Origin of the sequence: Mycobacterium sp. 852002-51971_SCH5477799-a (assembly GCF_001667145.1) — a bacterium.
Lineage (GTDB): Bacteria > Actinomycetota > Actinomycetes > Mycobacteriales > Mycobacteriaceae > Mycobacterium.
In genome coordinates, this window is record NZ_LZIF01000050.1 from 1 (window position 1) to 22,389 (window position 22,389).

The 22,389-nt window shown below is 65.7% G+C and carries 21 protein-coding genes and 1 pseudogene; 11 read left to right on the forward strand and 11 right to left on the reverse strand.

What is annotated here, in order from left to right:
• Positions 1-19 precede the first annotated feature (19 nt).
• Positions 20-415, reverse strand: a pseudogene (locus A5753_RS06125) (hypothetical protein); the annotation flags it as partial.
• 348 nt (positions 416-763) lie between these two features.
• Between A5753_RS06125 and A5753_RS06130 the strand changes: the two are divergent.
• Positions 764-1,264: a DUF222 domain-containing protein gene (locus A5753_RS06130; RefSeq protein WP_231990015.1), complete on the forward strand. Its 501-nt coding sequence runs from the start codon at positions 764-766 to the stop codon at positions 1,262-1,264.
• A gap of 126 nt (positions 1,265-1,390) precedes the next feature.
• On the opposite strand, the gene A5753_RS06135 is transcribed toward A5753_RS06130, so the two are convergent.
• A complete protein-coding gene (locus tag A5753_RS06135) occupies positions 1,391-2,308 on the reverse strand; it encodes an SDR family NAD(P)-dependent oxidoreductase (protein ID WP_067124479.1) in 918 nt (305 codons plus the stop codon).
• A complete protein-coding gene (locus A5753_RS06140; RefSeq protein WP_067124481.1) occupies positions 2,305-2,907 on the reverse strand; it encodes a TetR/AcrR family transcriptional regulator in 603 nt (200 codons plus the stop codon). The genes A5753_RS06135 and A5753_RS06140 overlap by 4 nt, the downstream gene beginning before the upstream one ends.
• A gap of 46 nt (positions 2,908-2,953) precedes the next feature.
• Between A5753_RS06140 and A5753_RS06145 the strand changes: the two genes are divergently transcribed.
• The 3 genes from A5753_RS06145 to A5753_RS06155 all read left to right on the forward strand — a co-directional run bounded on the left by A5753_RS06145 (position 2,954) and on the right by A5753_RS06155 (position 6,672).
• Complete coding sequence (locus A5753_RS06145; RefSeq protein WP_067124483.1) at positions 2,954-4,105, forward strand: phosphotransferase family protein; 1,152 nt, start codon at positions 2,954-2,956, stop codon at positions 4,103-4,105.
• Positions 4,105-5,220, forward strand: coding sequence for a hypothetical protein (locus A5753_RS06150; protein ID WP_067124485.1), 1,116 nt, complete (start codon positions 4,105-4,107; stop codon positions 5,218-5,220). The genes A5753_RS06145 and A5753_RS06150 overlap by 1 nt, the downstream gene beginning before the upstream one ends.
• A gap of 123 nt (positions 5,221-5,343) precedes the next feature.
• Entirely contained in the window at positions 5,344-6,672 is a 1,329-nt protein-coding gene (locus tag A5753_RS06155) for a flavin monoamine oxidase family protein (protein WP_197694604.1), read from the forward strand.
• Here A5753_RS06155 and A5753_RS06160 read toward each other — a convergent pair.
• From A5753_RS06160 to A5753_RS06185, 6 genes are all read right to left on the reverse strand, one after another.
• Entirely contained in the window at positions 6,667-7,632 is a 966-nt protein-coding gene (locus A5753_RS06160) for an alpha/beta fold hydrolase (RefSeq protein ID WP_067124489.1), read from the reverse strand. The two genes, A5753_RS06155 and A5753_RS06160, sit on opposite strands and share 6 nt — an antisense overlap.
• A gap of 140 nt (positions 7,633-7,772) precedes the next feature.
• Positions 7,773-8,867: a helix-turn-helix domain-containing protein gene (locus A5753_RS06165; protein WP_067124491.1), complete on the reverse strand. Its 1,095-nt coding sequence runs from the start codon at positions 8,865-8,867 to the stop codon at positions 7,773-7,775.
• Positions 8,868-8,901: 34 nt separating this feature from the next.
• Complete coding sequence (locus A5753_RS06170; RefSeq protein WP_067124494.1) at positions 8,902-10,089, reverse strand: glycosyltransferase; 1,188 nt, start codon at positions 10,087-10,089, stop codon at positions 8,902-8,904.
• A gap of 183 nt (positions 10,090-10,272) precedes the next feature.
• Entirely contained in the window at positions 10,273-12,114 is a 1,842-nt protein-coding gene (locus A5753_RS06175; protein ID WP_067124496.1) for a CheR family methyltransferase, read from the reverse strand.
• Positions 12,115-12,168: 54 nt separating this feature from the next.
• Complete coding sequence (locus tag A5753_RS06180) at positions 12,169-12,924, reverse strand: STAS domain-containing protein (RefSeq protein ID WP_067124498.1); 756 nt, start codon at positions 12,922-12,924, stop codon at positions 12,169-12,171.
• A complete protein-coding gene (locus A5753_RS06185) occupies positions 12,921-13,934 on the reverse strand; it encodes a chemotaxis protein CheB (RefSeq protein ID WP_067124500.1) in 1,014 nt (337 codons plus the stop codon). The genes A5753_RS06180 and A5753_RS06185 overlap by 4 nt, the downstream gene beginning before the upstream one ends.
• 115 nt (positions 13,935-14,049) lie before the next feature.
• Between A5753_RS06185 and A5753_RS06190 the strand changes: the two genes are divergently transcribed.
• Positions 14,050-16,152: a catalase gene (locus A5753_RS06190; protein ID WP_067124502.1), complete on the forward strand. Its 2,103-nt coding sequence runs from the start codon at positions 14,050-14,052 to the stop codon at positions 16,150-16,152.
• 74 nt (positions 16,153-16,226) lie between these two features.
• Positions 16,227-16,484 carry a Rho termination factor gene (locus tag A5753_RS06195; protein WP_067124504.1) on the forward strand — a complete coding sequence of 86 codons (258 nt, stop codon included), beginning with the start codon at positions 16,227-16,229 and terminating at the stop codon, positions 16,482-16,484.
• Here A5753_RS06195 and A5753_RS06200 read toward each other — a convergent pair.
• Positions 16,481-17,056 carry a nucleotidyltransferase gene (locus tag A5753_RS06200; protein WP_067124506.1) on the reverse strand — a complete coding sequence of 192 codons (576 nt, stop codon included), beginning with the start codon at positions 17,054-17,056 and terminating at the stop codon, positions 16,481-16,483. The two genes, A5753_RS06195 and A5753_RS06200, sit on opposite strands and share 4 nt — an antisense overlap.
• Before the next feature lie 328 nt (positions 17,057-17,384).
• Between A5753_RS06200 and A5753_RS06205 the strand changes: the two genes are divergently transcribed.
• The 3 genes from A5753_RS06205 (at position 17,385) to A5753_RS06215 (ending at position 19,991) form a co-directional block, all read left to right on the forward strand.
• Positions 17,385-18,338 (forward strand): acyl-CoA dehydrogenase family protein, encoded by a 954-nt coding sequence (locus A5753_RS06205; protein WP_067124508.1) that lies wholly within the window; start codon positions 17,385-17,387, stop codon positions 18,336-18,338.
• Entirely contained in the window at positions 18,335-19,108 is a 774-nt protein-coding gene (locus tag A5753_RS06210) for a PIG-L deacetylase family protein (protein ID WP_067124510.1), read from the forward strand. The genes A5753_RS06205 and A5753_RS06210 overlap by 4 nt, the downstream gene beginning before the upstream one ends.
• 118 nt (positions 19,109-19,226) lie before the next feature.
• Positions 19,227-19,991, forward strand: a complete 765-nt coding sequence (locus A5753_RS06215; protein ID WP_067124512.1) for an endonuclease/exonuclease/phosphatase family protein — start codon at positions 19,227-19,229, stop codon at positions 19,989-19,991.
• Positions 19,992-20,112: 121 nt separating this feature from the next.
• Here the strand turns inward: A5753_RS06215 and A5753_RS06220 are convergent, their stop codons facing one another.
• The gene (locus A5753_RS06220) at positions 20,113-20,349 is read right to left on the reverse strand and encodes a general stress protein CsbD (protein WP_067124540.1); all 237 of its coding nucleotides are present in this window, start codon (positions 20,347-20,349) and stop codon (positions 20,113-20,115) included.
• Positions 20,350-20,767: 418 nt separating this feature from the next.
• Between A5753_RS06220 and A5753_RS06225 the strand changes: the two genes are divergently transcribed.
• Together A5753_RS06225 and A5753_RS06230 are read left to right on the forward strand one after the other, a co-directional pair.
• Positions 20,768-21,166, forward strand: a complete 399-nt coding sequence (locus A5753_RS06225) for a heme-binding protein (RefSeq protein WP_067124514.1) — start codon at positions 20,768-20,770, stop codon at positions 21,164-21,166.
• 131 nt (positions 21,167-21,297) lie between these two features.
• On the forward strand, positions 21,298-22,353 hold the full coding sequence (locus A5753_RS06230) for a DNA topoisomerase IB (RefSeq protein ID WP_067124516.1): 1,056 nt from the start codon (positions 21,298-21,300) through the stop codon (positions 22,351-22,353).
• Positions 22,354-22,389 lie beyond the last annotated feature (36 nt).

Consider the following 22,389-nt stretch of genomic DNA (forward strand, 5'->3'; position numbering starts at 1 on the left):
GTCGCCGTCACCGCGTCGACGGCGCCGCGCCGCTGTCGGGTGGTGAGGGGCCGGGAGCGACGCCGTTGGGCAGGAAACGGACCAGCAACATCATGATCACCAGCCAGGCCACGATCACGGCGAGTCCGATCAACAACACGCGCCAGCTCGGACGTCCCTTGCCGGTGCCCAGCATGTCGGACAGCCGACCGGCACTCGGCGCGGGGGCGCGTGGGTCTCGCAAGCGCGCGACCACGGCGACCGCGATCAGCGCAAGCGTCACGGCGAGAATCGCCACCACGAAGGCCAGCGCCGCCCGACCGCCCGACTCGCTGCGCGTCGCATCCTGACGAGCGGGAAGGTAGCCGCGCAGGGCGGCAGCGACCATCAACAGCAGAACGATCAGGGCAACGGCTCGCCCTGTCGGCTTGTCCATACCAGGCATTGGCACGCCACTCGATTGATTGTTCCGGCACTGGCTTTCCTCATACTTGCACGTCAGGCGGTCCTAGGGCCAGGTGCGGACGTTGTCGCTTATCCACAGTCGGCAGTTCATCCACACGCTGATGCGGTCACCTTGTATTCGAACTTGTGTTCGATACCGTGGGCTGCGTGGGTGTCTTTATGAGCGCGGAACAGGCGCGGGAGCGAATATGCTCCGCGCTCGACGCGATCGATGCCGCACACCAAGTGCTGCGCCAGACCTCGTCGGACGTGGTCGGCAACGCCTTTCGGGTTGAGTGCGCGAACGACTGGAAGCCCAGGGCCGCCTCAATCGGGCCTGATGTACCGGGTCTTCGGCGAAATCGCCGATCCGCCGGACGAGGCAGGGTGCGTTCCGGCGGTGCGCGGCATGTTGTGGGCGCGGCTGCGCATCCCGCCCAGAGAAGTCACGCGCCGCTTCAGACTCGCGGCTCGCCTTCGGCCGCGACGTTCGCTGACCGGCGCGCCATTGAAACCCGAGCTGCCGGCGCTGGCCGCGGCGGTGGTCGATGGCGCGGGTGAGGACCATATCCGCGTCGTATGTGCCGCGCTCGACACGCTGCCCTCCTGCGTCACCCCCGTCGACGTGGCCGACGTGGAGCGCACTCTGGTTCAGCATGCGACCAAGCTCGACGCCATCGTGGTCACCAGGCTGGGCCACCGAATCGCCGACTACCTCAATCCCGATGGCCGTTTCAGTGAAGCCGATCGCGCCCGCCGCCGCGGTGTGCACCTGCGCCCACAAGAGCCCGACGGGACGTCGCGGCTCACCGGTGTGCTGGATCCCGAGGCTCGGGCCTAACGGACCGCCCGTCGTCAATCAGGCACACCATCCCGACGAGCTCCTGCGCGGCGATCCCGATCCGCCTGGAGGCGAATGATGTTGTGCCGCAGTGATCATCAACGCGGTGACGGCGACCGCGCCGGTCTAATCCACCGCGAAGGGACGGAAGCTGCGGTCGAGGACCTGAAGGTGACCGATGGTGCGCCCGGTGACCTTGGCGGGATCGACCAGAGCCAACTCAACCGCGGCGCGGGCGAATTCATCCTGGGATGCGGTCTCATCGAAGTTGCGGGCGTAGTACGAAAGTCCAGGGGTGAGAATCGGTTTGGACGGCGAAAGCGCATTGACCGCGATGTTGTGGTCGGCGAGATCGAAGGCCGCGCACTGGGTGAGGTGCTCGAGCGCCGCCTTGGATCCGCCGTAGCCGGGCAGCACCCCGCCGCTGCGGTCGGCATACGGGCCGTCGCCGGGCAATCGCGACGCGACCGAGGTGATGTTGATGATCGAGCCGCCCCCCGCCTCGATCATGTCGGGGCACACCATCTGCATCAGCTCGTAAGCCGCAAAAACGGCGATGTCGAAATGCCGGCGGTACGCGTGCAGGGGCGTGCTAACGAATCCCGGCCAACCGGGTTTGGCGGCCGCGCCCGCCTTGGCGGCACCCGCTTTGGTCGCGCCCTCCGGCGTGGTGGCACCCGCTTTGGCGGCTTTATCGCGCGGCTGCTCACCGGATGCCGGTGGCCGGCCGGGCGCGGTGAAGGCCGCGTTGTTGATCAGAATCCCAATCGGGCCCAACGCCTTGCGGGCCGAAACCACCAGCCCGGCGATCTGATCGCGGTCGGTCAGATCGGCGCGGACCGCAACGGCACGCCCGCCGGCGGCCTCGATGTCGGCGACCGTTTCGCCGATGGTCCCCGGCAGCCGCTCGTCCCACACCTCTTCGGTACGTCCGACGACCGCCACCGCAGCTCCGTCGGCCGCCAGGGCCCGCGCGATCGCTCGGCCCAGGCCGCGGCTACCGCCGGTGACGATCGCGGCCCGGCCCGCCATCCGCCCCGTCATCGCCGCACCCCGTGCACGACGATGGCCGTGGTCTGCTCCACCCACGCGTCGTCGAGTGCTTCCTCCGGACGCAGCAGCATCCGCAGCATCGTCGCTCCCCCGATCAACTCGATCAGTCGGTCCGGATCCACATCGGGATGGGCTTCGCCCCGGTCAACCGCCTCGCGCAGCCGCACCCGCACCGCGGTGAACAGGTCCGCGAATCGCGACATCACCCGCGCATTGAGCGCGGGGTCGGCGGTCATGTCGGCGACCAGGCCGGGCAGCGCGGCGCGCACCACCGGGGTGGTGAACACGTCGCGGGTCGCCTCGATCATCATCCGCATGTCGGCGGCGATATCCCCGGCCGGCGACTCCAGGGCGGTCGGGGCCGTCGGGAAGGCCGCCTCGTGCACCAATTCGGCCTTACTCGACCAGCGCCGGTACAGCGCGGATTTCGTGGTGCCGGCGCGCTCGGCGACTGCGGCCAGACTGATGTTGGAATAGCCCGTTTTGACTAGCAGTTCAGCGGTCGCCGATAGGATCGCAGAGTCGATACGCGGATCGCGCGGGCGGCCGGCGCCGGAGGCCTTGTCAAGGCCGGACGGGTCTGCTTTCATAACGCTACCTACCGTATCGTAATTGCCTCAACGAAGGAGGCACCTTATGGCAACAGAACCGGCGGTCGACAACATCGACCGGCTCCAGCGCTCCAGCCGCGACGTCACGACGTTGCCGACGGTGATGTCACGCTGGCTATCCACCGTACTGCCGGACAACGCGAATCCCGAGGTGATCGTGGAGAGCGGCGTGGACTCGACGGGCATGTCGTCAGAGACGATCATCCTGGCGACGCGCTGGCAGCAGGACGGGCGATCGACCCAGCAGAAGCTGGTGGCGCGGGTGGCGCCGACCGCCGAGGATGTGCAGGTCTTCCCCACCTATCGGCTCGACCACCAATTTGACGTCATCCGGAAAGTGGGCGAGCTGACCGACGTGCCCGTGCCCCGGGTGCGCTGGCTGGAGAACACCGGCGAAATCCTCGGCACACCGTTCTTCGTGATGGATTACGTCGAGGGCGAGGTGCCGCCCGACGTCATGCCGTATACGTTCGGCGGCAACTGGTTTGCCGATGCGCCCACCGAGCGGCAGCGGGAACTGCAGGATGCCACCGTGGGCGTACTGGCCAAGTTGCATTCGATTCCGAACGCGCAGAGCACGTTTGGGTTCCTCACCGAGGGGCAGTCCGGGGACACCGCGATGCGCAAGCATTTCAACTGGGTCCGGTCCTGGTATGACTTCGCGGTGTCCGACATCGGGCGATCACCGTTGCTCGAGCGAACTTTTGACTGGCTGGAAGCCAATTGGCCCGCCGAGGCGGCTGCCGCGGAACCCGTGCTGCTGTGGGGCGACGCCCGGGTGGGCAACGTGTTGTACAACGACTTCCGGCCGGTGGCGGTGCTGGACTGGGAAATGGTGACGTTGGGGCCGCGAGAGCTCGACGTGGCGTGGATGATATTCGCGCACATGGTTTTTCAGGAACTCGCCGGCCTGGCAACGCTTCCGGGGTTGCCAGACGTGATGCGCGAGGAGGACGTGCGCTCGACCTACGCGCGACTGGCCGGTGTCGAAGTTGGCGACTTGCACTGGTTTTACGTGTACTCGGGCGTGATGTGGGCCTGTGTGTTCATGCGCACCGGGGCTCGGCGGGTGCACTTCGGCGAGACCGAGAAGCCCGACGATGTCGAATCGCTGTTCTACCACGCCGGATTGATGCGCCGCTTAATCGGAGAGAGCCCTATCGGGGAGGACCAGTAATGCTCGGACCGCTCGACGAGTTCCCGGTACATCAGATTCCCCAGCCGATAGCGTGGCCAGGGTCCTCGGACCGTAACTTCTACGATCGCTCGTACTTCAATGCCCACGACCGCACCGGCAACATATTCGTGATCAGCGGCATCGGCTACTATCCCAACCTCGGGGTCAAAGATGCGTTCCTGCTCATCAGGCGCGGGGACACCCAGACCGCCGTACACGTTTCGGACGCCATCGACCAAGACCGGCTCAACCAGCACGTGAACGGCTACCGCGTCGAGGTCATCGAGCCGCTGGATCAGCTACGGATCGTGCTCGACGAAACCGAAGGCATCGCAGCAGATCTCACCTGGAAGGGACTTTTCGGCGTCGTTCAGGAGCAGCCGCACATCCTGCGCTCGGGCAACCGAGTCACGTTGGACGCGCAACGTTTTGCGCAGCTGGGCAGCTGGAGCGGGCGCATCGTCGTCGACGGCGAGGAAATCAGCGTCGATCCCAAGACCTGGCTGGGTAGCCGCGACCGGTCCTGGGGCATCCGTCCGATCGGTGAGGCCGAGCCCGCGGGCAGGCCCGCGGATCCACCCTTCGAGGGCATGTGGTGGCTGTACGTACCAATGGCTTTCGACGATTTCGCGATCGTCCTGATCATCCAGGAGGAGCCCGACGGGTTCCGTTCGCTCAACGACTGCACCCGGATCTGGCGCGACGGCCGCGTCGAGCAGTTGGGCTGGCCGCGGGTAAAGATCCACTACCGCTCCGGCACCCGCATCCCGACCGGCGCGACCATCGACGCCACCACCCCCGATGGCACCCCGGTGCACTTCGACGTCGAGTCCAAACTGCCGGTGCCCATTCACGTAGGCGGCGGTTACGGCGGGGACTCCGACTGGATACACGGCATGTGGAAGGGCGAGAAGTTCGCCGAGCGCCTGACCTACGACATGACCGATCCGGCCATCATCGGCCGAGCGGGGTTCGGCGTGATCGACCATGTCGGCCGCGCGGTCTGCCGTGACGGCGACGGCGAGGCGGTCGAGGGTTGGGGCCTCTACGAGCACGGGGCGCTGGGCCGGCATGAACCCTCCGGATTCAAAGATTGGCTGACGGTCGCGCCGTAGCCGCACGGGTGAATTACGCCGCTGTCCGGGGACGCGCCCCGGAGACGCTCCGTTAGCTTGCACAATTTGCGGTGAAATCCGTCGAAATGCGGTTCACTAGACCGCGTGCCAGAACCCCCGCGGATGGTCGACGTTGTCGTGGTCGGTGCGGGCTTTGCCGGACTCGCCGCGGCCCGCGAACTGTCTCAACAAGGCCACGACGTGGTGGTTTTCGAGGGCCGTGACCGGGTCGGTGGGCGGTCGCTGACCGGCAGCGTCGCGGGATTGCCGGCCGATCTGGGCGGCACTTTCGTCGGGCCGACCCAGGACGCCGTCTTGGCGATGGCGGCCGAACTCGACGTCCCGACCACCCCGACGCACCACGACGGCAAGAATCTCATCCATTGGCGTGGCTGGACGCACGCGTATCACGGCACCATTCCCAAGCTTTCGCTGACCGGGCTGCTGGACATCGGCCGGTTGCGGTGGCAGTTCGACAGGATCGCCCGCAGCATCCCATTGGCGGCGCCGTGGGATGCGCGCCGTGCCCGCGAACTCGACGGCTTGTCGCTCGGCGGCTGGTTGCGTTCGGTGCGCGCGACCGCTTCATCGCACGACCTGCTGGCGATCGTGGCGCGGGTGACCTGGGGATGTGAACCCGACGACGTGTCGATGCTGCACGCCGCCCGTTACACGCACGCGGCCGGCGGCCTGGACCGGCTGCTCGACGTCCAGGACGGCGCCCAACAGGACCGCTTCCCCGGTGGCACGCAACAGATCGCCGAGGCTGCGGCCGCCGAACTGGGCGCCCGGGTGGTGCTCAACGCGCCGGTCCGCCGAATCGAACGCCACGGCGCGGGCGTCACCGTGACGACCGATCTCTGCGAGACCGAGGCCGGATTCGTCATCGTCGCGATCCCGCCCGCCCATCGCGCCTCGATCGAGTTCACTCCCCCGTTGCCCGCCGAGTACGAGCAACTCGCCCGGCATTGGCCGCAGGGCCGGCTCAGCAAGGCGTACGCGGCCTATTCCACGCCGTTTTGGCGGACCAACGGATTTTCCGGGCAGGCGCTGTCCGACGAGGGCCCCGTATTCATCACGTTCGACGTCAGTCCGCACCCGGACGGCCCAGGCATCCTGATGGGTTTTGTCGACGCCCGCGCGTTCGATTCGCTACCCAGCGATCAGCGCCGCCGTGACGCATTGCGCTGCTTTGCAACGCTTTTCGGCGATGACGCGCTCAAACCCCTGGACTATGTGGACCATCGTTGGGGGGTGGAGGAATTCGCGCCCGGCGGGCCCACCGCCGCGGTTCCGCCGGGGTCGTGGACGCGGTTCGGGCCGTGGCTGCGCGAACCGGTCGGCCCTATTCACTGGGCCGGCACCGAAACCGCCGACGAGTGGACCGGGTTCCTCGACGGGGCGATCCGCTCCGGGCAGCGCGCCGCCGCCGAGATCACCGCCCTGCTATGAGCTGATCCGGCGGGTGGCCGCGTTGTGCACCGCCATTTCGGCGAGTCCGCGCAACTGGCGATTCACCTCGCGGGGGTGTTCCAGCATCGAGCAGTGGCCGCCGGGCAGTTCAACCAGATCGATCAGGTTGGGTGCGCTGCGCGCGATCCTGCGGGACTGGCTGATCGGGGTCAACCGGTCGCGCTCGCTGCCGATGACCAACGTCGGCACGGTCAGTCCGTCCAGATCGAGATACCGAGACCCCAGTGACGTCACCAGCGCCCTCGCGCAGCCGGCCCGTCCCGCCGGCGACGTGTTCTCGAAGAGCTCGCAGACGAGCTTGGCGACACTCGGGTCGGCGTCTCGTCCGGTGGCCAGCATTGCCACCGCATACCGGCTCGGGATGCGGACCGCACGCGGGAGCGGGAATCCACTGAACGCGTTGATCAGGGCGCGCCCGGCGAGAACTCGGGCCGGCGACAACCCGTAGGGTGCCGGCAGTAGTTGCACCTTCCGGATCAAATCACCGGTGGTGGTGTTGATCAGCGCGACGGCGTCGGCGCGCCGGGAAACCTTGTGGTGGTAGCGCTCGGACCACGCGGCGATGGTGATGCCGCCCATCGAGTGACCCGCCAGCACGGCCCGTTCGTGCGGCGCCAGGGTCGCATCCAGCACCGAATCCAGGTCGGAGGCAAGGTGTTTGAGGCTGTAGCCGTTGCGTCTCGGCACGCCACTTCGTCCATGGCCGCGATGATCGAACGCGATCACCCGGTAGTCGTTGGACAGGTCGGCGATCTGATATGCCCACGCCCGGATCGCGCACGTGATGCCGTGGATCAAGACAATCGGATAACCGTCCGGCGGCCCGAACACCTCCGCGTGCAGCCGGGTGCCGTCGGCCACCGTGACCGCCACGGTCTCACTCGGCGGCAGCCGGTCGGGGAACGGGTCAACTGGACGAGCCAATCGTCGAGCACTCATCTCACCGCTCCCCCCTCGAACGCGGCCCCATTGCCGCAGCTAAGGATGAGACGATCATATGCCTGAGTTCGGTCCGCTTTTGGCAAATCCGGCAAACGATTCTTAGGAAATGCTTAGACCTGATCCCTCCGCATCGACAATCAGGACGATGTGGCCCGTTGCCTCAGCGTGGTGTGCGGGCTTTGACCGTAGGTCTGGCGGTAGAACACCGCGAACCGTCCGGTATGTGCGAATCCCCACCGCTGGGCGATTTCGGTGACCGTCGAGTTAGATGTCGTTGCCGCTATTAGTTCTTGATGAGCGCGGCGCAGACGGGTGCGACGCATGTACTCGGTCGGGGTGGTGTCGAGCTGGCGGCGGAACAGGTATTGGACCGCTCTGGGCGTAAGGTGCACCGCGGCGGCGACATCGTTGATCCCGATGTCCTCGGTGATATGGCGGTGGATGAATGACACCGCTTCCTTGAGCGTTTCGGGTAATGCGAGGTCGCTGGCCGCGTCCCGCCCGGTGAGGGTGGACGGGTAGCACTCGAGCAGCGCACCGGCCAGCAGTTTGGCCATCCCCGCGACAACCAACGGCTGCCGGGCGGTATCAGCGGACGCCAACGTCAGAATTACATAATCCAAAGCTCGCTGCCACGCCCGCACGGCGGCGCGGGACCGTGGTCGCCAATCCACGAACCGGGTCTGCTGCGCTGCCGACTTAATCATCCAAGGTGCGGCGACTTTGTGCAGCACGTCCGCCTCGATCGAGACGACATCGAAACGTGCGCCGTTGCAGTGCAACAGGCAGGACATGCCATCGGCGATGAGAATCGGCAAGCCCGCAGTTGCGGGTCCGCCCGCGACGCTCAGCAACCCAGCGCGTGGCTGGATCACCACAACGGTGTCGCCCGCCGGAATCTCCAGGGTCGATCGCCCCTGAACCATCACCTCGTCGAGAATCATTGAACCGGCGGCACTGCGCCGGTGCGACACCGCGGAATAATCGGTCAGTGCGGAGAGCCGCCAACCTGGCCGATAGGCGCCAGCGAAAAATCGACGCACCGCCTGGCCATCACTACTGCGGAACTGCTTGTATTCCACCGCGGCCGCAGGAAACGCGTACTCCGCGTCACGTCCGAGGACAGGACGGGCGGGACAGAAGTCAGCCCGAGGCGCCTCCGGCGGTTCGGCAGCGGAATCGACGCTCGACTGGGGGGACTGCCCGTCGGTCGCGCTCGTTATGGCGGTCATGGCCGGGCCGATCGAAAGACCGTGGGCATCCTCGTCATGGCATCACCGCACCGCCGTACGGTGACAGATCTGCGGCTGACCGATCTTGCGCCCCCGCACGGCGGTAAATGTTGAGTGCGTCCAGCGCGATGCGCTGCCATGCGAAGCGTGACTGTGCACGACTGCGACCGGCCGCGCCCATGCTTTCGCATTGGAAACTTTGGGCGAGAAGCCTTCTCAGAGCTGCCGCCAGTCCGACCGGATTTTCCGGCGGCACCACGACGCCGGTGATGTCGTCGAGCACGACGTCAGCCAGGGCGCCGACGGTCGCCGCAACCACCACCACCCCACTGGCCATGGCCTGTAACACAGTCGTGGGACGCGGTGGATGGCGAGGTGTGCACACCATCACGTTGGCGGACCGTATCCACATCGGCAATTCGTCACTGGCGACCGTGCCTGCAAAATGGACGCGGTCGGCGACTTCGAATTCCTTGGCCAGGTACTGCAGCTGAGCTCGCGCGTCGTCGTGCAAGGTGTTGGTCGCGTCAGTTTCCGCGATAACCAACTCCGCGCCGGGAACCCTGTACAGCGCACCGATTGCGATATCAAAACCGTTATGCTGCAGCGGATTTGGCGCCACACATAGAACGCGTTGACGCCCCTTCCGGGCGACCTCGGGACCGCTCGGAGTGTAGAGCTCGGAATCCACACCGCATGTGAAGGCGGACACTCGCGCGCGGCTGTGACGTAGGTGGGCCAGCATGTCGACGTCGACGCTGCTCTCACCCGTCGCCCAGGTCGCGCTACGCGCCAATAGCAGCTCGATGCGCTCTCGTGGACTTTCGGCCGTTGACTCCGCAACACGAGGACGCGAGGCCGCAGCCATGCCCAAGAACGTCTGCACAACTGGGACGCGCCGGCGCCGTGCGGCCAGTTGAGCGGCCAAACCGCCCAGCCACCCGTATGCATGCACGACGTCGGGTTGTTCCTTCGACCAGACGCGCTCGAGCTTTGTCGCCCAGTCTCCTACGTAGGGCAACAGATCCGCCGGGGACGCCGGCGCGCTCGGGCCGACGGGGACCCAAACACGGCGGTAGCCGGCGGCGGCCGCGTGGGCCGGCAGTCGGCCGCTTTGCCGCATGCAGACCGTCGCATCATGTCCATGGGTCGTCAACGCGGCACACAGCTGCTCGGGATCCTCCGCGGCGACGTCATCACCGCTGACAATTGCAATCCTCAACCGCCATTCCCTCCGCGCATGTTTCGCGAACCCCTACCAGGCATACCACTGGCAACCGTCGGCGAAACCGACCAGATCCCCAGTTCGCTTCCAGGCTCAAAATTCGCGTGGTGGACAAACCTACTGGCGAACCGCTGCCACGCGGCGCAGTCTCAGGCAGGTTGCAGCGGCGGGTCTGGGCAGCTAGTCGAGAACATCTATCAGTAGCAGGGCCCCGCCGACCGTTCCCTCGTTCGAGCGAAACGGCGTGCACGTGACGCGCACCCGCGCAGCGCGACCGCGCCGGTTGACCGCATCCACCACCGCTTCACCGGAGCTGTCCGGGTCGACGAATGCATTGCCGATCAATGTGCGCACGCCATCGAGCGGCAGGCCGATGTCGAGCGCTGCGAGCCTGGAGCCGATCGTCTCCTCGGCGCGTAGCCCCCAGAGTTCCTCGCAACCGCGGTTCCACAAAATGACGTTCATTTCGCGGTCCACCACCACCATGCCGCTGCGGACCGAGGCGACCAGGGAACTCATGAAGTTCTTCGCGTGGTCCAGCTCGAGACTGCGTTCACCCAGCATGTCATTGATGGTCTGCAGTTCGTCGTTGGTGCACTGCAGTTCCTCGTTCATCGTCTCGAGTTCTTCGTTTGTGGACTGCAGTTCCTCGTTGGTGGTCTCGAGTTCCTCGACGGTGGATTGCAGTTCCTCGTTGGTGGTTTCGAGTTCTTCGTTGGTGGACTGCAGCTCTTCGTAGGCCGCCTCGAGCTGGTGGTTGGTTTGCACAACTTTGTCCAGCAGGGCGTGCGTCGCTGTGACGTCGAAGAACACGATCGACACGCCGAGCAGGCCATTCTCGGCGTCGACGAGCGGATTGATGTGGATCTCGAACCACACCGTCTCGTTACCCGGTCGCTGCCATTTCACGTCCTGAATCCGCGCCGAACGCCGCTCCACTTTGGCTTGCTCCAGGTAGGCGCGCAACTCCACCGGACGGTAGGAAACCTCGAGATCGCGCAGCAGCCGGCCGATGTCGCGCGCCGAGAGCCCGAAGATGGCCTCCGCCTGCTGGTTGATCATCGCGATGGTGTCCTCGCCGGTTACGACGATCTGAGCCACCGGACTGGCGCGAAACGCCATATCGCGCACCGTCGCCAGGCCCGGCAGGTCGGCGTGGCGTTCGTAGAACCCCCTACCCGGTTCGTAGCGGTCGGCACCGCCATGGGTCCCCGCCGCCTTGCGGAAGATTCGATGTTTGAGGTTCAGCGGCTTGAACCGGTCGCCGTGACTAAGGAGCATCTCGGCGTGTCCGAGAAATAGCGTGCCTTGGGGTGCAAGCGCAAAATGTAGACGTCCCAAGACTTTTCGTTGCGTTTCCGCATTGAGGTACATCAGCGTGTTGCGACAGACCAGCAAATCGACACGCGATATCGGTGCATCCCTGACCAGGTCGTTGGGGCCGAAGATCACCGCGCGTCGCAGGTCTTTGTGGAAGACGTAGCGAGTGCTGACCTCTTGGAAATAGCGCCCCAACAGATCTGGCGGTACGGATTCGACCGCCTTGGCATCGTAAGACGCCATGCGCGCCGTGGCGAGGGCATCTTCGTCGATGTCCGTCGCGTAGATCTTGACCCGTTGCCGAAAATCCTCGAGTCCCAGCGCCTCGGCCAGCAACATGGCCAATGTGTAGGCCTCCTGGCCGGACGCGCATCCGGCGCTCCACACCCGAATGGGGTCGTTGGGTCCACGTTCGGCCAGCAATCGCGGGATGACCTCGTCGGCGACGTAGTCCCACGCCTCCGGGTCGCGGAAGAAAGACGTGACGTTGATCAGGATGGTGTTGAAGAGCGCCGTGAGTTCATCCGAACTGGCCTGCAGACAGTCCAGGTACTCGTCGAATGTGGTGTGACCGGCCTGGTCCATCCGATGACGGACGCGACGCATCAGCGAGGTGCGCTTGTAGCCGGTGAAGTCAAAGCCGCGCGAATCCCGCATGTAGCGCAACAAGGCCTCGAAAGCCTCGTCAGTCGTGGATTCCAATGCAGTCCCGTCCGATAAGGGGTTCATCGAAGGACTTGAACTCTACTCGCGGCGCTAGAACTGGTTTTCCCGACCAAGCAATGCCCAGACCGTTTTGCCCGACGATGTCGGGGTCGCACCCCACACCCGACTCATTGCGGAGACGATGGCCAGTCCGGAGACCATGTCGGCGCCGCGCTCGGCATCTTCGTGCCGGCCCGGCAGATGCGGACTGTTGTCCTCGACGGCGACGGTGACCGTGTCTTGATAGTTCTCGACGATCAATACCGGCGCACTCTCGGTGTGATCGAGAACGTTTTCAACGAACACGGTGGCGATCGTGGACCCCACCGCGGCCACCTCACGGATGCCCCAGTGCGTCAGCCAATCAGTGATCACCGCACGAGCAAGACCGACGCTGACGCTGGATCGCAAAAGCTCGGTGCGCGCCCGTCGGCGGATCTTTATGGACTGACCATCCACAGCGTCGAGCGCGAGTTCTCGGGCGGAATGTATCGGCACATAACGGGTGACCCCCGCCAGGGCGATCGTCCGCCGCACCTGTGGTTGCGCACACACCAGCAGGATCGGCACGTCCGGCCAGACGCTGACGTGCCAACGAGCGCTCGTGAACACCGTCCAGGCCGAGGCGGACGGCGCGTGCAGCCGATTGATGTCGACGATCACTGCTCGCGGCTCGTCGATCGCGGCCTTGATCACTGCGTCGCGAACCGTTCGATAGGTAGAGCTATCCAGCACGCCCTCCAGCGTCACGATCGGCACACCGCGACCCTCTACCGCGATGCGGATCGCCGAACGATGCACGCTCATCCGGCTTCACCGCGTTGCTGGGCAGTGCCGGATAGGCGGTCGCTGAGCACATGCAGTGCCCGTTCGCTTTCCTCGGCAATTGCCGTGTAGCGCCGGAACAGTAGACCGGCTTCGGCCTTACCGGCCATGTCGCGGGCTAGCCTGGCCTTTTCCTGCAGGCTGCGCACCGCTATCCACAATGCCCCCTCGAGTTCGGCGTCACGCGCGCCGAGCAGGGCCTCGGCCGTCCACGCATGGCCCACCTGACAGCGAAAGTTCCCCTCGCTGATGGAAACCAGCGAGCCGTTGCAGTCGGGGCAGGTATAGCCCGAAGGGGCCCCCAATTTCTCGGTGTCGAAGTCGGTCGCGAACCGCGACATCTTGGCGATGCGGTTCTCGAGCTCCATGCCGGAGTCTCGCTCCATGTCGAAATCCTTTATCTCTCGGTGCGACAGCTCTTTGAGGACCGCACCGACGTCGGCCGCCGGGGACTGCCGATCCACCACGCCGGCCTCCGCGGCGTTGGTGGGCATCGCCGGGAACAACGCGTCCTCGGGTGATTGCCCGATAGTGGTGCCACCACGCGAACGGATGGCGCCCAGTCCCAGCACGCCATCGTCGAGCACGCCGGAGAGCAGCACGCCGACCGCGCGGGGCCCAAAGGCCAAGGCCACCGAGCGGAACAACGCGTTGATCGCCGGCCTATGCCCGTTCTCGGTGGGACCCTGTGACAGCAGGACGTGATGGTCGGCCACCAGCAGATGGCGATCCGGAACTCCGACATAGATGCGCCCCGGTTCCAGGGCTGCCCCGTCCTCGGCGGCGACCGCGGGCAGCGGACCGCTGCGGTCGATGATGCGGGCCAGGATGCTGGGTGCCCCCGCGGGCACATGCAGCACCATCAGGTAGGCGTACGGCACGTCCGGGGACAATCCGGCGGCAACATTGGAGAGCGCTTCGACTCCGCCCGCCGAGGCACCGATCGCTACCACACCTCGCAAGGCGCCGACTTCAGCCGTCTCAATCACCACTTTCGGCTACCCCTATAGATGGTAGGCAACCCTCCCTGTGGTGGATAGCCCCCCGTTCGTGCGGTTTGCGCCGGTCGGGGCGGTGGTACTCCCCACCGTTGAAAGGAGGCAAGTCATGGCCACCGATCAAAATCCGAAACAGCGCGATCTGGACTCGGCGCGGTTCCGTCGTGACACCGGATACCTGACCACGCAACAGGGCGTCCGCGTCGACCACACCGACGACTCGCTGACCGTCGGCGAGCGGGGACCGACACTGCTGGAGGACTTCCACGCCCGGGAAAAGATCACCCACTTCGACCACGAGCGCATTCCGGAGCGCGTAGTGCACGCACGTGGCGCCGGCGCCTACGGTTATTTCGAGCCGTACGACGACTGGCTGGCCGACTACACCGCGGCGAATTTCTTGACCACTCCGGGCCATCAGACTCCGGTGTTCGTCCGATTCTCCACGGTGGCCGGATCGCGTGGATCGGCCGACACGGTTCGCGACGTGCGCGGCTTCGCCACCAAGTTCTACACCGAACAAGGCAATTACGACCTGGTGGGCAACAACTTCCCGGTGTTTTTTATCCAGGACGGCATCAAATTCCCCGACTTTGTGCACGCGGTGAAACCAGAGCCGCACAACGAGATTCCGCAGGCGCAGTCCGCGCACGACACGCTGTGGGACTTCGTGTCGCTGCAGCCCGAGACCCTGCACACCATCATGTGGCTGATGTCCGACCGGGCGCTCCCGCGCAGCTACCGCATGATGCAGGGCTTCGGCGTGCACACCTTCCGGCTGGTAAACAGCAGCGGCGAAGGCACTTTCGTCAAATTCCACTGGAAGCCGCGGCTCGGGGTGCACTCCCTGATCTGGGACGAATGCCAAAAGATCGCCGGCAAGGACCCCGATTACAATCGCCGCGACCTGTGGGAGGCGATCGAGTCGGGCCAGTACCCGGAGTGGGAGCTGGGCGTGCAGCTGGTCGCCGAGGCGGACGAGTTCAAGTTCGATTTCGATCTGCTCGACGCGACCAAAATCATTCCCGAAGAACAGGTTCCGGTTCGCCCGGTGGGCAAGATGGTGCTGAACCGCAACCCGGATAACTTCTTCGCCGAGACCGAGCAGGTGGCGTTCCACACGGCAAACGTGGTGCCCGGCATCGACTTCACGAACGATCCGCTGCTGCAGTTCCGCAACTTCTCCTATCTGGACACTCAGCTGATCCGCCTGGGCGGCCCCAATTTCGCTCAGCTGCCGATCAACCGGCCGGTGGCCGAGGTCCGAACCAACCAGCACGATGGTTACGGACAGCATGCGATCCCGCAGGGGCGCTCAAGTTACTTCAAGAACAGCATCGGCGGCGGCTGCCCGGCGCTGGCCGACGAGAACGTCTTTCGGCACTACACCGAGCGGCTCGACGGGCAGGCGATGCGCAAGCGGGCCAAGTCGTTCGAGAATCATTACAGTCAGGCGCGGATGTTCTGGCTGAGCATGTCGCCGGTCGAAGCCGAGCACATCGTCGCCGCGTTTGCGTTCGAGCTCGGCAAGGTCGAAGTGCCCGAGATCCGTTCGGCCGTGGTGGAACAACTGGCACGGGTCGACGGTGGCTTGGCCGCTCAGGTGGCGGCGAAGCTGGGGCTGCCCGAGCCGCCCGAGCAGCCCGTCGACGACCAAGTGGCCGCGTCGCCGGCGCTCTCCCAGATCGGTGTCAGCGACACCATCGCCACGCGCAAGATCGCGGTCCTGGCCGCCAACGGAGTCGACGTAGTGGGGACGCAACGCTTCATCGAGAAGATGGGCGAACGCGGCGCCATGGTCGAGGTATTGGCACCGGTCGCCGGCGGCACGTTGGAGGGCGGATCCGGCGGCGAGCTTCCGGTCGATAGATCGTTCACGACGATGGCATCGGTGCTTTATGACGCCGTCGTCGTGGCATGCGGGCCGCGATCGGTGGAGACCCTGTCCGACGACGGCTACGCGGTGCACTTCGTGACCGAGGCCTATAAACATCTGAAGCCGATCGGCGCCTACGGGGCGGGTGTCGACCTGCTGCGCACCGCCCGCATCACGAATCGCATCGCCGAGGACACCGACGTTGTCAACGATCAATCCGTCATTACCACCAAAGCCGCTGCCGATGAGTTGCCGGACCGCTTCGTCGAGGAATTCGCCGCCGCTCTCGCCCGGCACCGTTGCTGGGAGCGTCGCACCGACCCGGTCCCCGCCTAACACGTGGTTTTTTCCGCGCCCGGAGCGGGCACTCGGAGATTCAGAGCATCTCATGGTGGACAGGAGGATCGCTGATGCCGCGTTCGTCGATCAAGAATGAAAAGCTGTATCAGGATTTGCGCAAAAAGGGCGACTCCAAGGAGAAGGCCGCGCGGATCTCAAATGCGGCCGCCGCGCAGGGCAAGTCGAAGGTCGCCCGCAAGGGCGGCAAGTCCGGGTCTTATCAGGACTGGACCGTGGCGGAACTCAAGAAGCGCGCCAAAGAACTTGGCATGTCCGGCTATTCAAGCCTGAGCAAGGACAAGCTCGTCGCCAAACTGCGTAACCACTAGCTGGTGAGGCCGAGCCGCTCGGCCAGCACCAAGAACGCGACCGCGTAGTCGTTGTCCTTGGTCAGCGTTCGGATCGCCTCCCAGTCCAGCCGTTCGCGCACCGCGCGCACCGCAGGTAGCAACTTGGCGAAATCGCAGTGGTGTTCGTGGAGCGCTCGTAGCTGTTGGATGAGCACCATGGTTGGTGGCAACACCGGCATGCTGATTGCCAGCACCTCGTGTTGCACGGCGCGGTCCAGCATGTCCGCATCGACGGGCACTCCATTGATCCGGTGCAGGACATCGACGAGCGTATCGGCGCTGCGGGCCTTGAACAGCCAGTCCTCCGGGGGGCGCTCGATGGCGAATCCGGCGTTGGCCAGGGTCGTCACGGCCGCTTCCACATCGGCTTCCGCTACCACCAGGTCCACGTCGTGGCTGGGTTCTGGTGCCCCGTAAGCCCATAACGCGTAGCTGCCCGCCAAGGCGAAACGTGGCCCGTTCTCCTTGAGCGCCGACGCCGCGCCACGCAGCGCGTCCCGCAACGGCGTGGCGCACGCGGGTTTGTCGGGGTGGGCTCCGGTAGCTGCCATGGTGCATAGGTCATACCCGGCCTGCCGCCGGAGCAACCTGGCATGGTGGCCAAGGTCGTTTAACTTGTGGCGAATCGGGAAGTCTCGGGGTTATGTCAACCGCCATGCGATGTGACTATGACGCTGGATGTGACAATGACGCTGCCGCTGCAGTGATCCCTTCCCACAATGAGCGGCAGAAGTTGGTCGAACGGTGCGAGGCCACCAGCCACCGCATGCGTCGTGACGCCGACTTATCGAGCATCACGTCGAAGCGAATCCAGACTCGGGACCACGGATTCGCCGATTACCTCACGCAATTGGGGAGAACGGCGGCGGGTGATCGCGCGTGACGGCGGGCCTTGTTGAACACTGGCTGGAGTCGGGACGACTCGAGTTGCCCCTTCCCGCATCGGGCCGCACAGCCGAACGCTGGCAGCGTCTGGCGCGACTGGCCGAGGAGAACATCGTGGCGGCCAGGATCGCGGAATCCCACGTCGAAGCGGTGGCGATACTTCACGAATTAGGTGGTAAGCCGCCCGAACCGGGTCAGTTGTGGGGGGTGTGGACGGCCGAGGCTCCGGACGCCGTTCTGACGGCTACCAGCAACGATGGCGCGTTCTCGCTGAACGGCACCAAGGTGTGGTGTGCCGGTGCGGGATTCTGCACCCACGCGCTGGTCACCGCGCGCCTTGACGACGGAACGCACGGGCTGTTCGCAGTCGCCGCGATCGACCCAACCGTCAAGGCGTTGCCCAGCACGTGGTGGAACGCCGGGATGGCGGGCAGTGACACCAGGTCGGTCCAATTCACCAATGCTCAAGCCGTCGCCGTGGGCGACCCCGACGCCTATCTGGATCGGCCCGGGTTCTGGCACGGCGCCATCGGCGTGGCTGCCTGTTGGCTGGGTGGAGCGCGGCGGGTCGCCGATCCGCTATACCGCTGTGCCGCAAGCCAGTCGGCCGACGCGTATTCGCTGGCGCACCTCGGCGCGGTGGACGCCGCACTCGCCGCCGGGGACGCGATCCTGTCCGCAGCCGCAACTCAAATCGACGATGACCCGTTCGACCGGGCCGGCACCGCGCAGCTTCTGGCCCGTCGAGTCCGCACGGTGGTGGAACACGCGGTCGACGAAGCCATCACGCGCACCGGACGCGCTTTGGGCCCCGGTCCGCTGTGCCAGGATGGCCGGCACGCGCAACGAGTGGCCGATCTGAGCATCTACATACGGCAAAGTCATGCGGAGCGGGATTTGGCCGAGCTCGGCCGCCTGGCGGGTCAGCGGGGGATTCGGGCGCCATGACAACCGTGTCGGCGGGTAACTGCACACGGTTTGCGGCCGAGTCACTAACCCACGGCGGCACGCCAGCGCCGTTGTGGCTGGCCGCTTTCGCCGAGAGCCCCCTGCCGGCACTGGATCTCAAGGAATGCTCCCGGCTGGTCGTCGTGGCTCCTCATCCCGACGACGAAACTCTCGGCCTGGGTGCCGCGATCACTCAGTTGGCCGCGAACGGAGTTCACGTTCAAGTGGTCTGCGTCAGCAACGGTGGTGCCGCCCGGCCCGGCACGTCGGCCTCGGAACGGCTTCGCAGGGAGACCATCCGCCGCTACGAGTTGCGCAGGGCAACAAGGCTTTTGAATATCCCACCCCCAGTGCTGCTGGGCCTGCCCGACGGTGAGCTGGCGGACCATGAGGACATGATCACCGGGAAACTGACCGAAATCCTCGACGACACCGGCCCCGCGGCGTGGTGCGCGGCGACGTGGCGGGGCGACGGGCATCCCGACCACGAAACCGTCGGCCGTGCCGCCTCGGCCGCCTGTGCGCTCACCGGGACGGCATTGCTGGAATATCCAGTGTGGATGTGGCACTGGGCATTTCCAGCCGACGAGGCGGTGCCGTGGGACCGGGCGTACTCGGTGCCCGCAGCCGGATGGGCGTTAGAGCGCAAATTGCGCGCGGCGCAATGTTATCGAAGCCAATTCGAGCGCGGTGGCGACGGAACTGCGCCCAGGTTACCGGGCTGCGTGCTCCCGCGTTTGCGCGCGGTGGGCGAGGTCGTATTTCGGTGACGGCACCGGTGCCGGGTATTCCTGTCGGCATGCGCCCTACCCGGATCGGGTAGCACCGAGCCCGCGGCTGGCCTACCCCGGTGACTGCACGCGGACAAAAATGGGTAGGTGAAAACCTATGCGTGTGGCGACCTTCAACATCCTGCACGGGCGCACGGTCGGCGATGGCGTGGTCCTTCAGCGGCTGCGTGACTGCGTACAACGCCTTGATCCGGACGTGCTCAGCTTGCAGGAGGTCGACTGCGATCAGCCACGCTCCGAGCGCGCCGACCTGACCGCAGCGGCGGCCGAAGCCATGGGCGCGGTGGAACACCGGTTCGTGGCGGCGATTTCGGGCACGCCGGGAGCGACCTGGATGGCGGCCACCGGCCGCGAACAACCCGGCACCGCCGCGTACGGAATCGCGTTGCTGTCCCGATATCCCGTCGCCAGTTGGCAGGTGGTGCGTCTCCCCCGCATACCGATGCCGTTTCCGATGTACCTCCCGGGACCCGACCGGGTCATGGTCGTCGACGAGGAGCCGCGCGCGGCGGTCATCGCGCGATTGCGCACCCCGCTGGGCGAGCTCACAGTGGCCAACACCCACCTGTCCTTCGTCCCGGGCTGGAATCGCCGCCAGCTACGCCGACTGGTTCATGACCTGCGCGGCTTTCCCGGACCGCGGCTGTTGACCGGGGACTTGAACATGACCCCGAAGACGGTGCGCCGCTGGTCGGGCATGCGGGCGTTGGCTGCCGCCCAGACGTTTCCCGCTGACGCGCCCAATCGCCAGCTCGACCACATCTTGACCGACGACCGCGGGCTGCGCGGGGGCGCCGTGGAATCGGACCTGATGACGATTTCCGACCATCGTCCGCTAGTGGTGGATTTGCACCGGCCCTGAGAGTTCAGCCGTCGTGGCGGCGCGATTGCGCGTCCGCAACCGCTCGACGGCGTCGTCGGCATGCCCTGCACGCGGAAAGAGGCCCGGCCCGACAATCGGGCCGAGCCTCTTTGCGGGCGGTCTACTGGTTTTTCTTCTGCCGCTCCTCGGCGGCGTCCGCGCCGGCCCGCGCCGACTCGGCTTCGGCTTCCTTCTTACCGGCATCGCGTTGGGCGTCGGCTTTGTCCTGCTGGGCCTGGCCCTCTCTGTGCAGATCGTCGCGACCGAGCACGGCCCCGCCGACCTCTTTGGCCTTCCCCTTCACGCCTTCCACGGTGCCCTTGATCGCTTCCTCCGGCCCGCTGTTGTCATCCCCCATGGGTTCGACCTCCCTGTGATTGCTCAACTTGCTCTCGAATGGCAACTAGGGCGTTCCCGTCGCGCGGCCGATCAAACGCCCGTGTCCGCGTCACGCAAGTGGATGGTGGGCGAGCGATGTGCGCGGCACCAGGTGGGCTGCGGTCGCAGCCGAACACCTTGTATCCGCCGGATTTCAAATAACAATCACGTCACGATCCGGCTGATGATTCCTTAAGATCCGGGACGTTTTCTTAAAAATTCGTCCCTCCTGTGATTCATCGCTTAGCAAACGACCCCCGGAAAGGAGGTAGCGTCCGCCGGCTTTCGTCGTCGACGAACATCAGCGAATACCGCCACTGTTGGCTTCCGCTACTTTGGATTCCGAGGATCGGGAGCCTCTCGCACAGAAACCATTTTCGTTTCGAAGGACAAAGATCATGAAAATTAGCGATATCGTCGCGCGCCGGAAAGTGGCTGGTATCAGTGCCGGCTGCCTGCTCGGGGGAATGGCGATGGGCTTCGTCGGTGCGCCATCGGCGGTCGCAGCACCCGACTGCAGCCCAGCCGGGGTGAACAACACCGTCTCGTCGGTGGAGGGCTCCGCCCAGCAGTATCTGGCCGCACATCCGAGCGCGAACCAGGTGGTGACGGCCGCCTACGGGCAACCGCGGCCAGAGGCTGAATCGAGCCTGCGCGGCTACTTCACCGGCCACCCGCAGGAGTACAACGACCTGCGCGGCATCCTGGCACCGATCGGCGACACCGAGCGGCAGTGCAATGTCACCGCCCTGCCGCCGAACCTGGAGTCGGCTTACCAGGAGTTCATGGCCGGCTAATTGGAGTCCGACGCGACCCGCCACAGCGCTGTGGCGGGTCGTTGCCGCGTCGGGCCCGCGCTCTCCGACGGTGTGAACAACTTCTCCGGCGGGTAATTGTGCAGTCAGCTACCAGAACTGGAGGGCGGAAAATGCGGCTGCGTCGGAGCGTGCTGAGCAAGCCGGGTATCGCGCGCAAGCGTCGCGGTAAAGGCTTCGCCTATTACCGACCGGATGGCAAGCCGCTGACCGATCCGGAAACCCTGCAGCGCATCAACGATCTCGTCATTCCACCTGCCTGGAAGAACGTGTGGATAGCGCCGTACAACAACGGCCACATCCAGGCCGTGGGCGTGGACGCCGCCGGGCGGCGGCAGTATCTGTACCACTCCCTCTGGCAACAGGAACGCGCCGAGGAGAAGTTCGACCGCGTCCTGGAACTGTCCGCGCGACTGCCGTTCTGGCGCGCCGAGATAGCCAAAGATCTGGCGCGGAGCGGCTTGACCCGCAAGCGGGTGCTGGCGCTCGCGCTGCGGCTGCTCGATCGAGGGTACTTTCGCGCCGGCGGCGAGCAATACGCCGAGGAGCACGAGTCCTACGGTTTGTCCACCCTGTTGTGCGAACACGTGGTGGTCCGGCGCGATGCCGTCGCGTTCGATTTCCCGGCCAAGAGCGGGGTCCGGCGCACCGTGGAAATCGAGGACCCCGAAGTGGTGCGCGCGGTGCGCGCCCTGATGCGCCGCCCTGAGCGCACCGAGCGATTGCTGGTGTGCCGCATCTCATCCGGCTGGCTCGATGTGCGTGCAGCCGACCTCAACGAGCGTTTCAAAGAACTGGTCGGCGACGAGTACACCGTCAAGGACCTGCGGACGTGGCACGGGACGGTGCTCGCAGCCGCGGCGTTCGCCGATGCCGACCCGGCGGTCTCGCAGCGGGTCGCCAAGCGCGTCGAATCCGCGGTGATGAAAGAGGTGGCCGAGGAGCTGGGCAACACCCCGGCCGTGGCGCGCGGTTCGTACGTCGACCCCCGCGTCGTCGCCGGTTACGAGCAAGGACTGACCATCGCCGCGGCGGTGCGCCGTGCTGAACGCGCCCGCAAACCCGACGTCGCGCAGGAGATCCTGGACAAGGCCACCCGCATGCTGATCCGGCGGGTGGCAAAGGGCCACAGCGCCGGTGGACCGTCCGCCCTGCGCAAGTCGGCCTGACCCATTCACTTCCACCAGCTGAAAACTGGCTGAGAG

Excerpts from the sequence above, each read along its gene's own strand:
- A5753_RS06130 (WP_231990015.1), top strand. The coding sequence starts at position 764 with ATGTACCGGGTCTTCGGCGAAATCGCCGATCCGCCGGACGAGGCAGGG.
- A5753_RS06135 (WP_067124479.1), bottom strand. The coding sequence starts at position 2,308 with ATGACGGGGCGGATGGCGGGCCGGGCCGCGATCGTCACCGGCGGTAGC.
- A5753_RS06140 (WP_067124481.1), bottom strand. The coding sequence starts at position 2,907 with ATGAAAGCAGACCCGTCCGGCCTTGACAAGGCCTCCGGCGCCGGCCGC.
- A5753_RS06145 (WP_067124483.1), top strand. The coding sequence starts at position 2,954 with ATGGCAACAGAACCGGCGGTCGACAACATCGACCGGCTCCAGCGCTCC.
- A5753_RS06150 (WP_067124485.1), top strand. The coding sequence starts at position 4,105 with ATGCTCGGACCGCTCGACGAGTTCCCGGTACATCAGATTCCCCAGCCG.
- A5753_RS06155 (WP_197694604.1), top strand. The coding sequence starts at position 5,344 with ATGGTCGACGTTGTCGTGGTCGGTGCGGGCTTTGCCGGACTCGCCGCG.
- A5753_RS06160 (WP_067124489.1), bottom strand. The coding sequence starts at position 7,632 with ATGAGTGCTCGACGATTGGCTCGTCCAGTTGACCCGTTCCCCGACCGG.
- A5753_RS06165 (WP_067124491.1), bottom strand. The coding sequence starts at position 8,867 with ATGACCGCCATAACGAGCGCGACCGACGGGCAGTCCCCCCAGTCGAGC.
- A5753_RS06180 (WP_067124498.1), bottom strand. The coding sequence starts at position 12,924 with ATGAGCGTGCATCGTTCGGCGATCCGCATCGCGGTAGAGGGTCGCGGT.
- A5753_RS06190 (WP_067124502.1), top strand. The coding sequence starts at position 14,050 with ATGGCCACCGATCAAAATCCGAAACAGCGCGATCTGGACTCGGCGCGG.
- A5753_RS06195 (WP_067124504.1), top strand. The coding sequence starts at position 16,227 with ATGCCGCGTTCGTCGATCAAGAATGAAAAGCTGTATCAGGATTTGCGC.
- A5753_RS06200 (WP_067124506.1), bottom strand. The coding sequence starts at position 17,056 with ATGGCAGCTACCGGAGCCCACCCCGACAAACCCGCGTGCGCCACGCCG.
- A5753_RS06210 (WP_067124510.1), top strand. The coding sequence starts at position 18,335 with ATGACAACCGTGTCGGCGGGTAACTGCACACGGTTTGCGGCCGAGTCA.
- A5753_RS06215 (WP_067124512.1), top strand. The coding sequence starts at position 19,227 with ATGCGTGTGGCGACCTTCAACATCCTGCACGGGCGCACGGTCGGCGAT.
- A5753_RS06220 (WP_067124540.1), bottom strand. The coding sequence starts at position 20,349 with ATGGGGGATGACAACAGCGGGCCGGAGGAAGCGATCAAGGGCACCGTG.
- A5753_RS06225 (WP_067124514.1), top strand. The coding sequence starts at position 20,768 with ATGAAAATTAGCGATATCGTCGCGCGCCGGAAAGTGGCTGGTATCAGT.
- A5753_RS06230 (WP_067124516.1), top strand. The coding sequence starts at position 21,298 with ATGCGGCTGCGTCGGAGCGTGCTGAGCAAGCCGGGTATCGCGCGCAAG.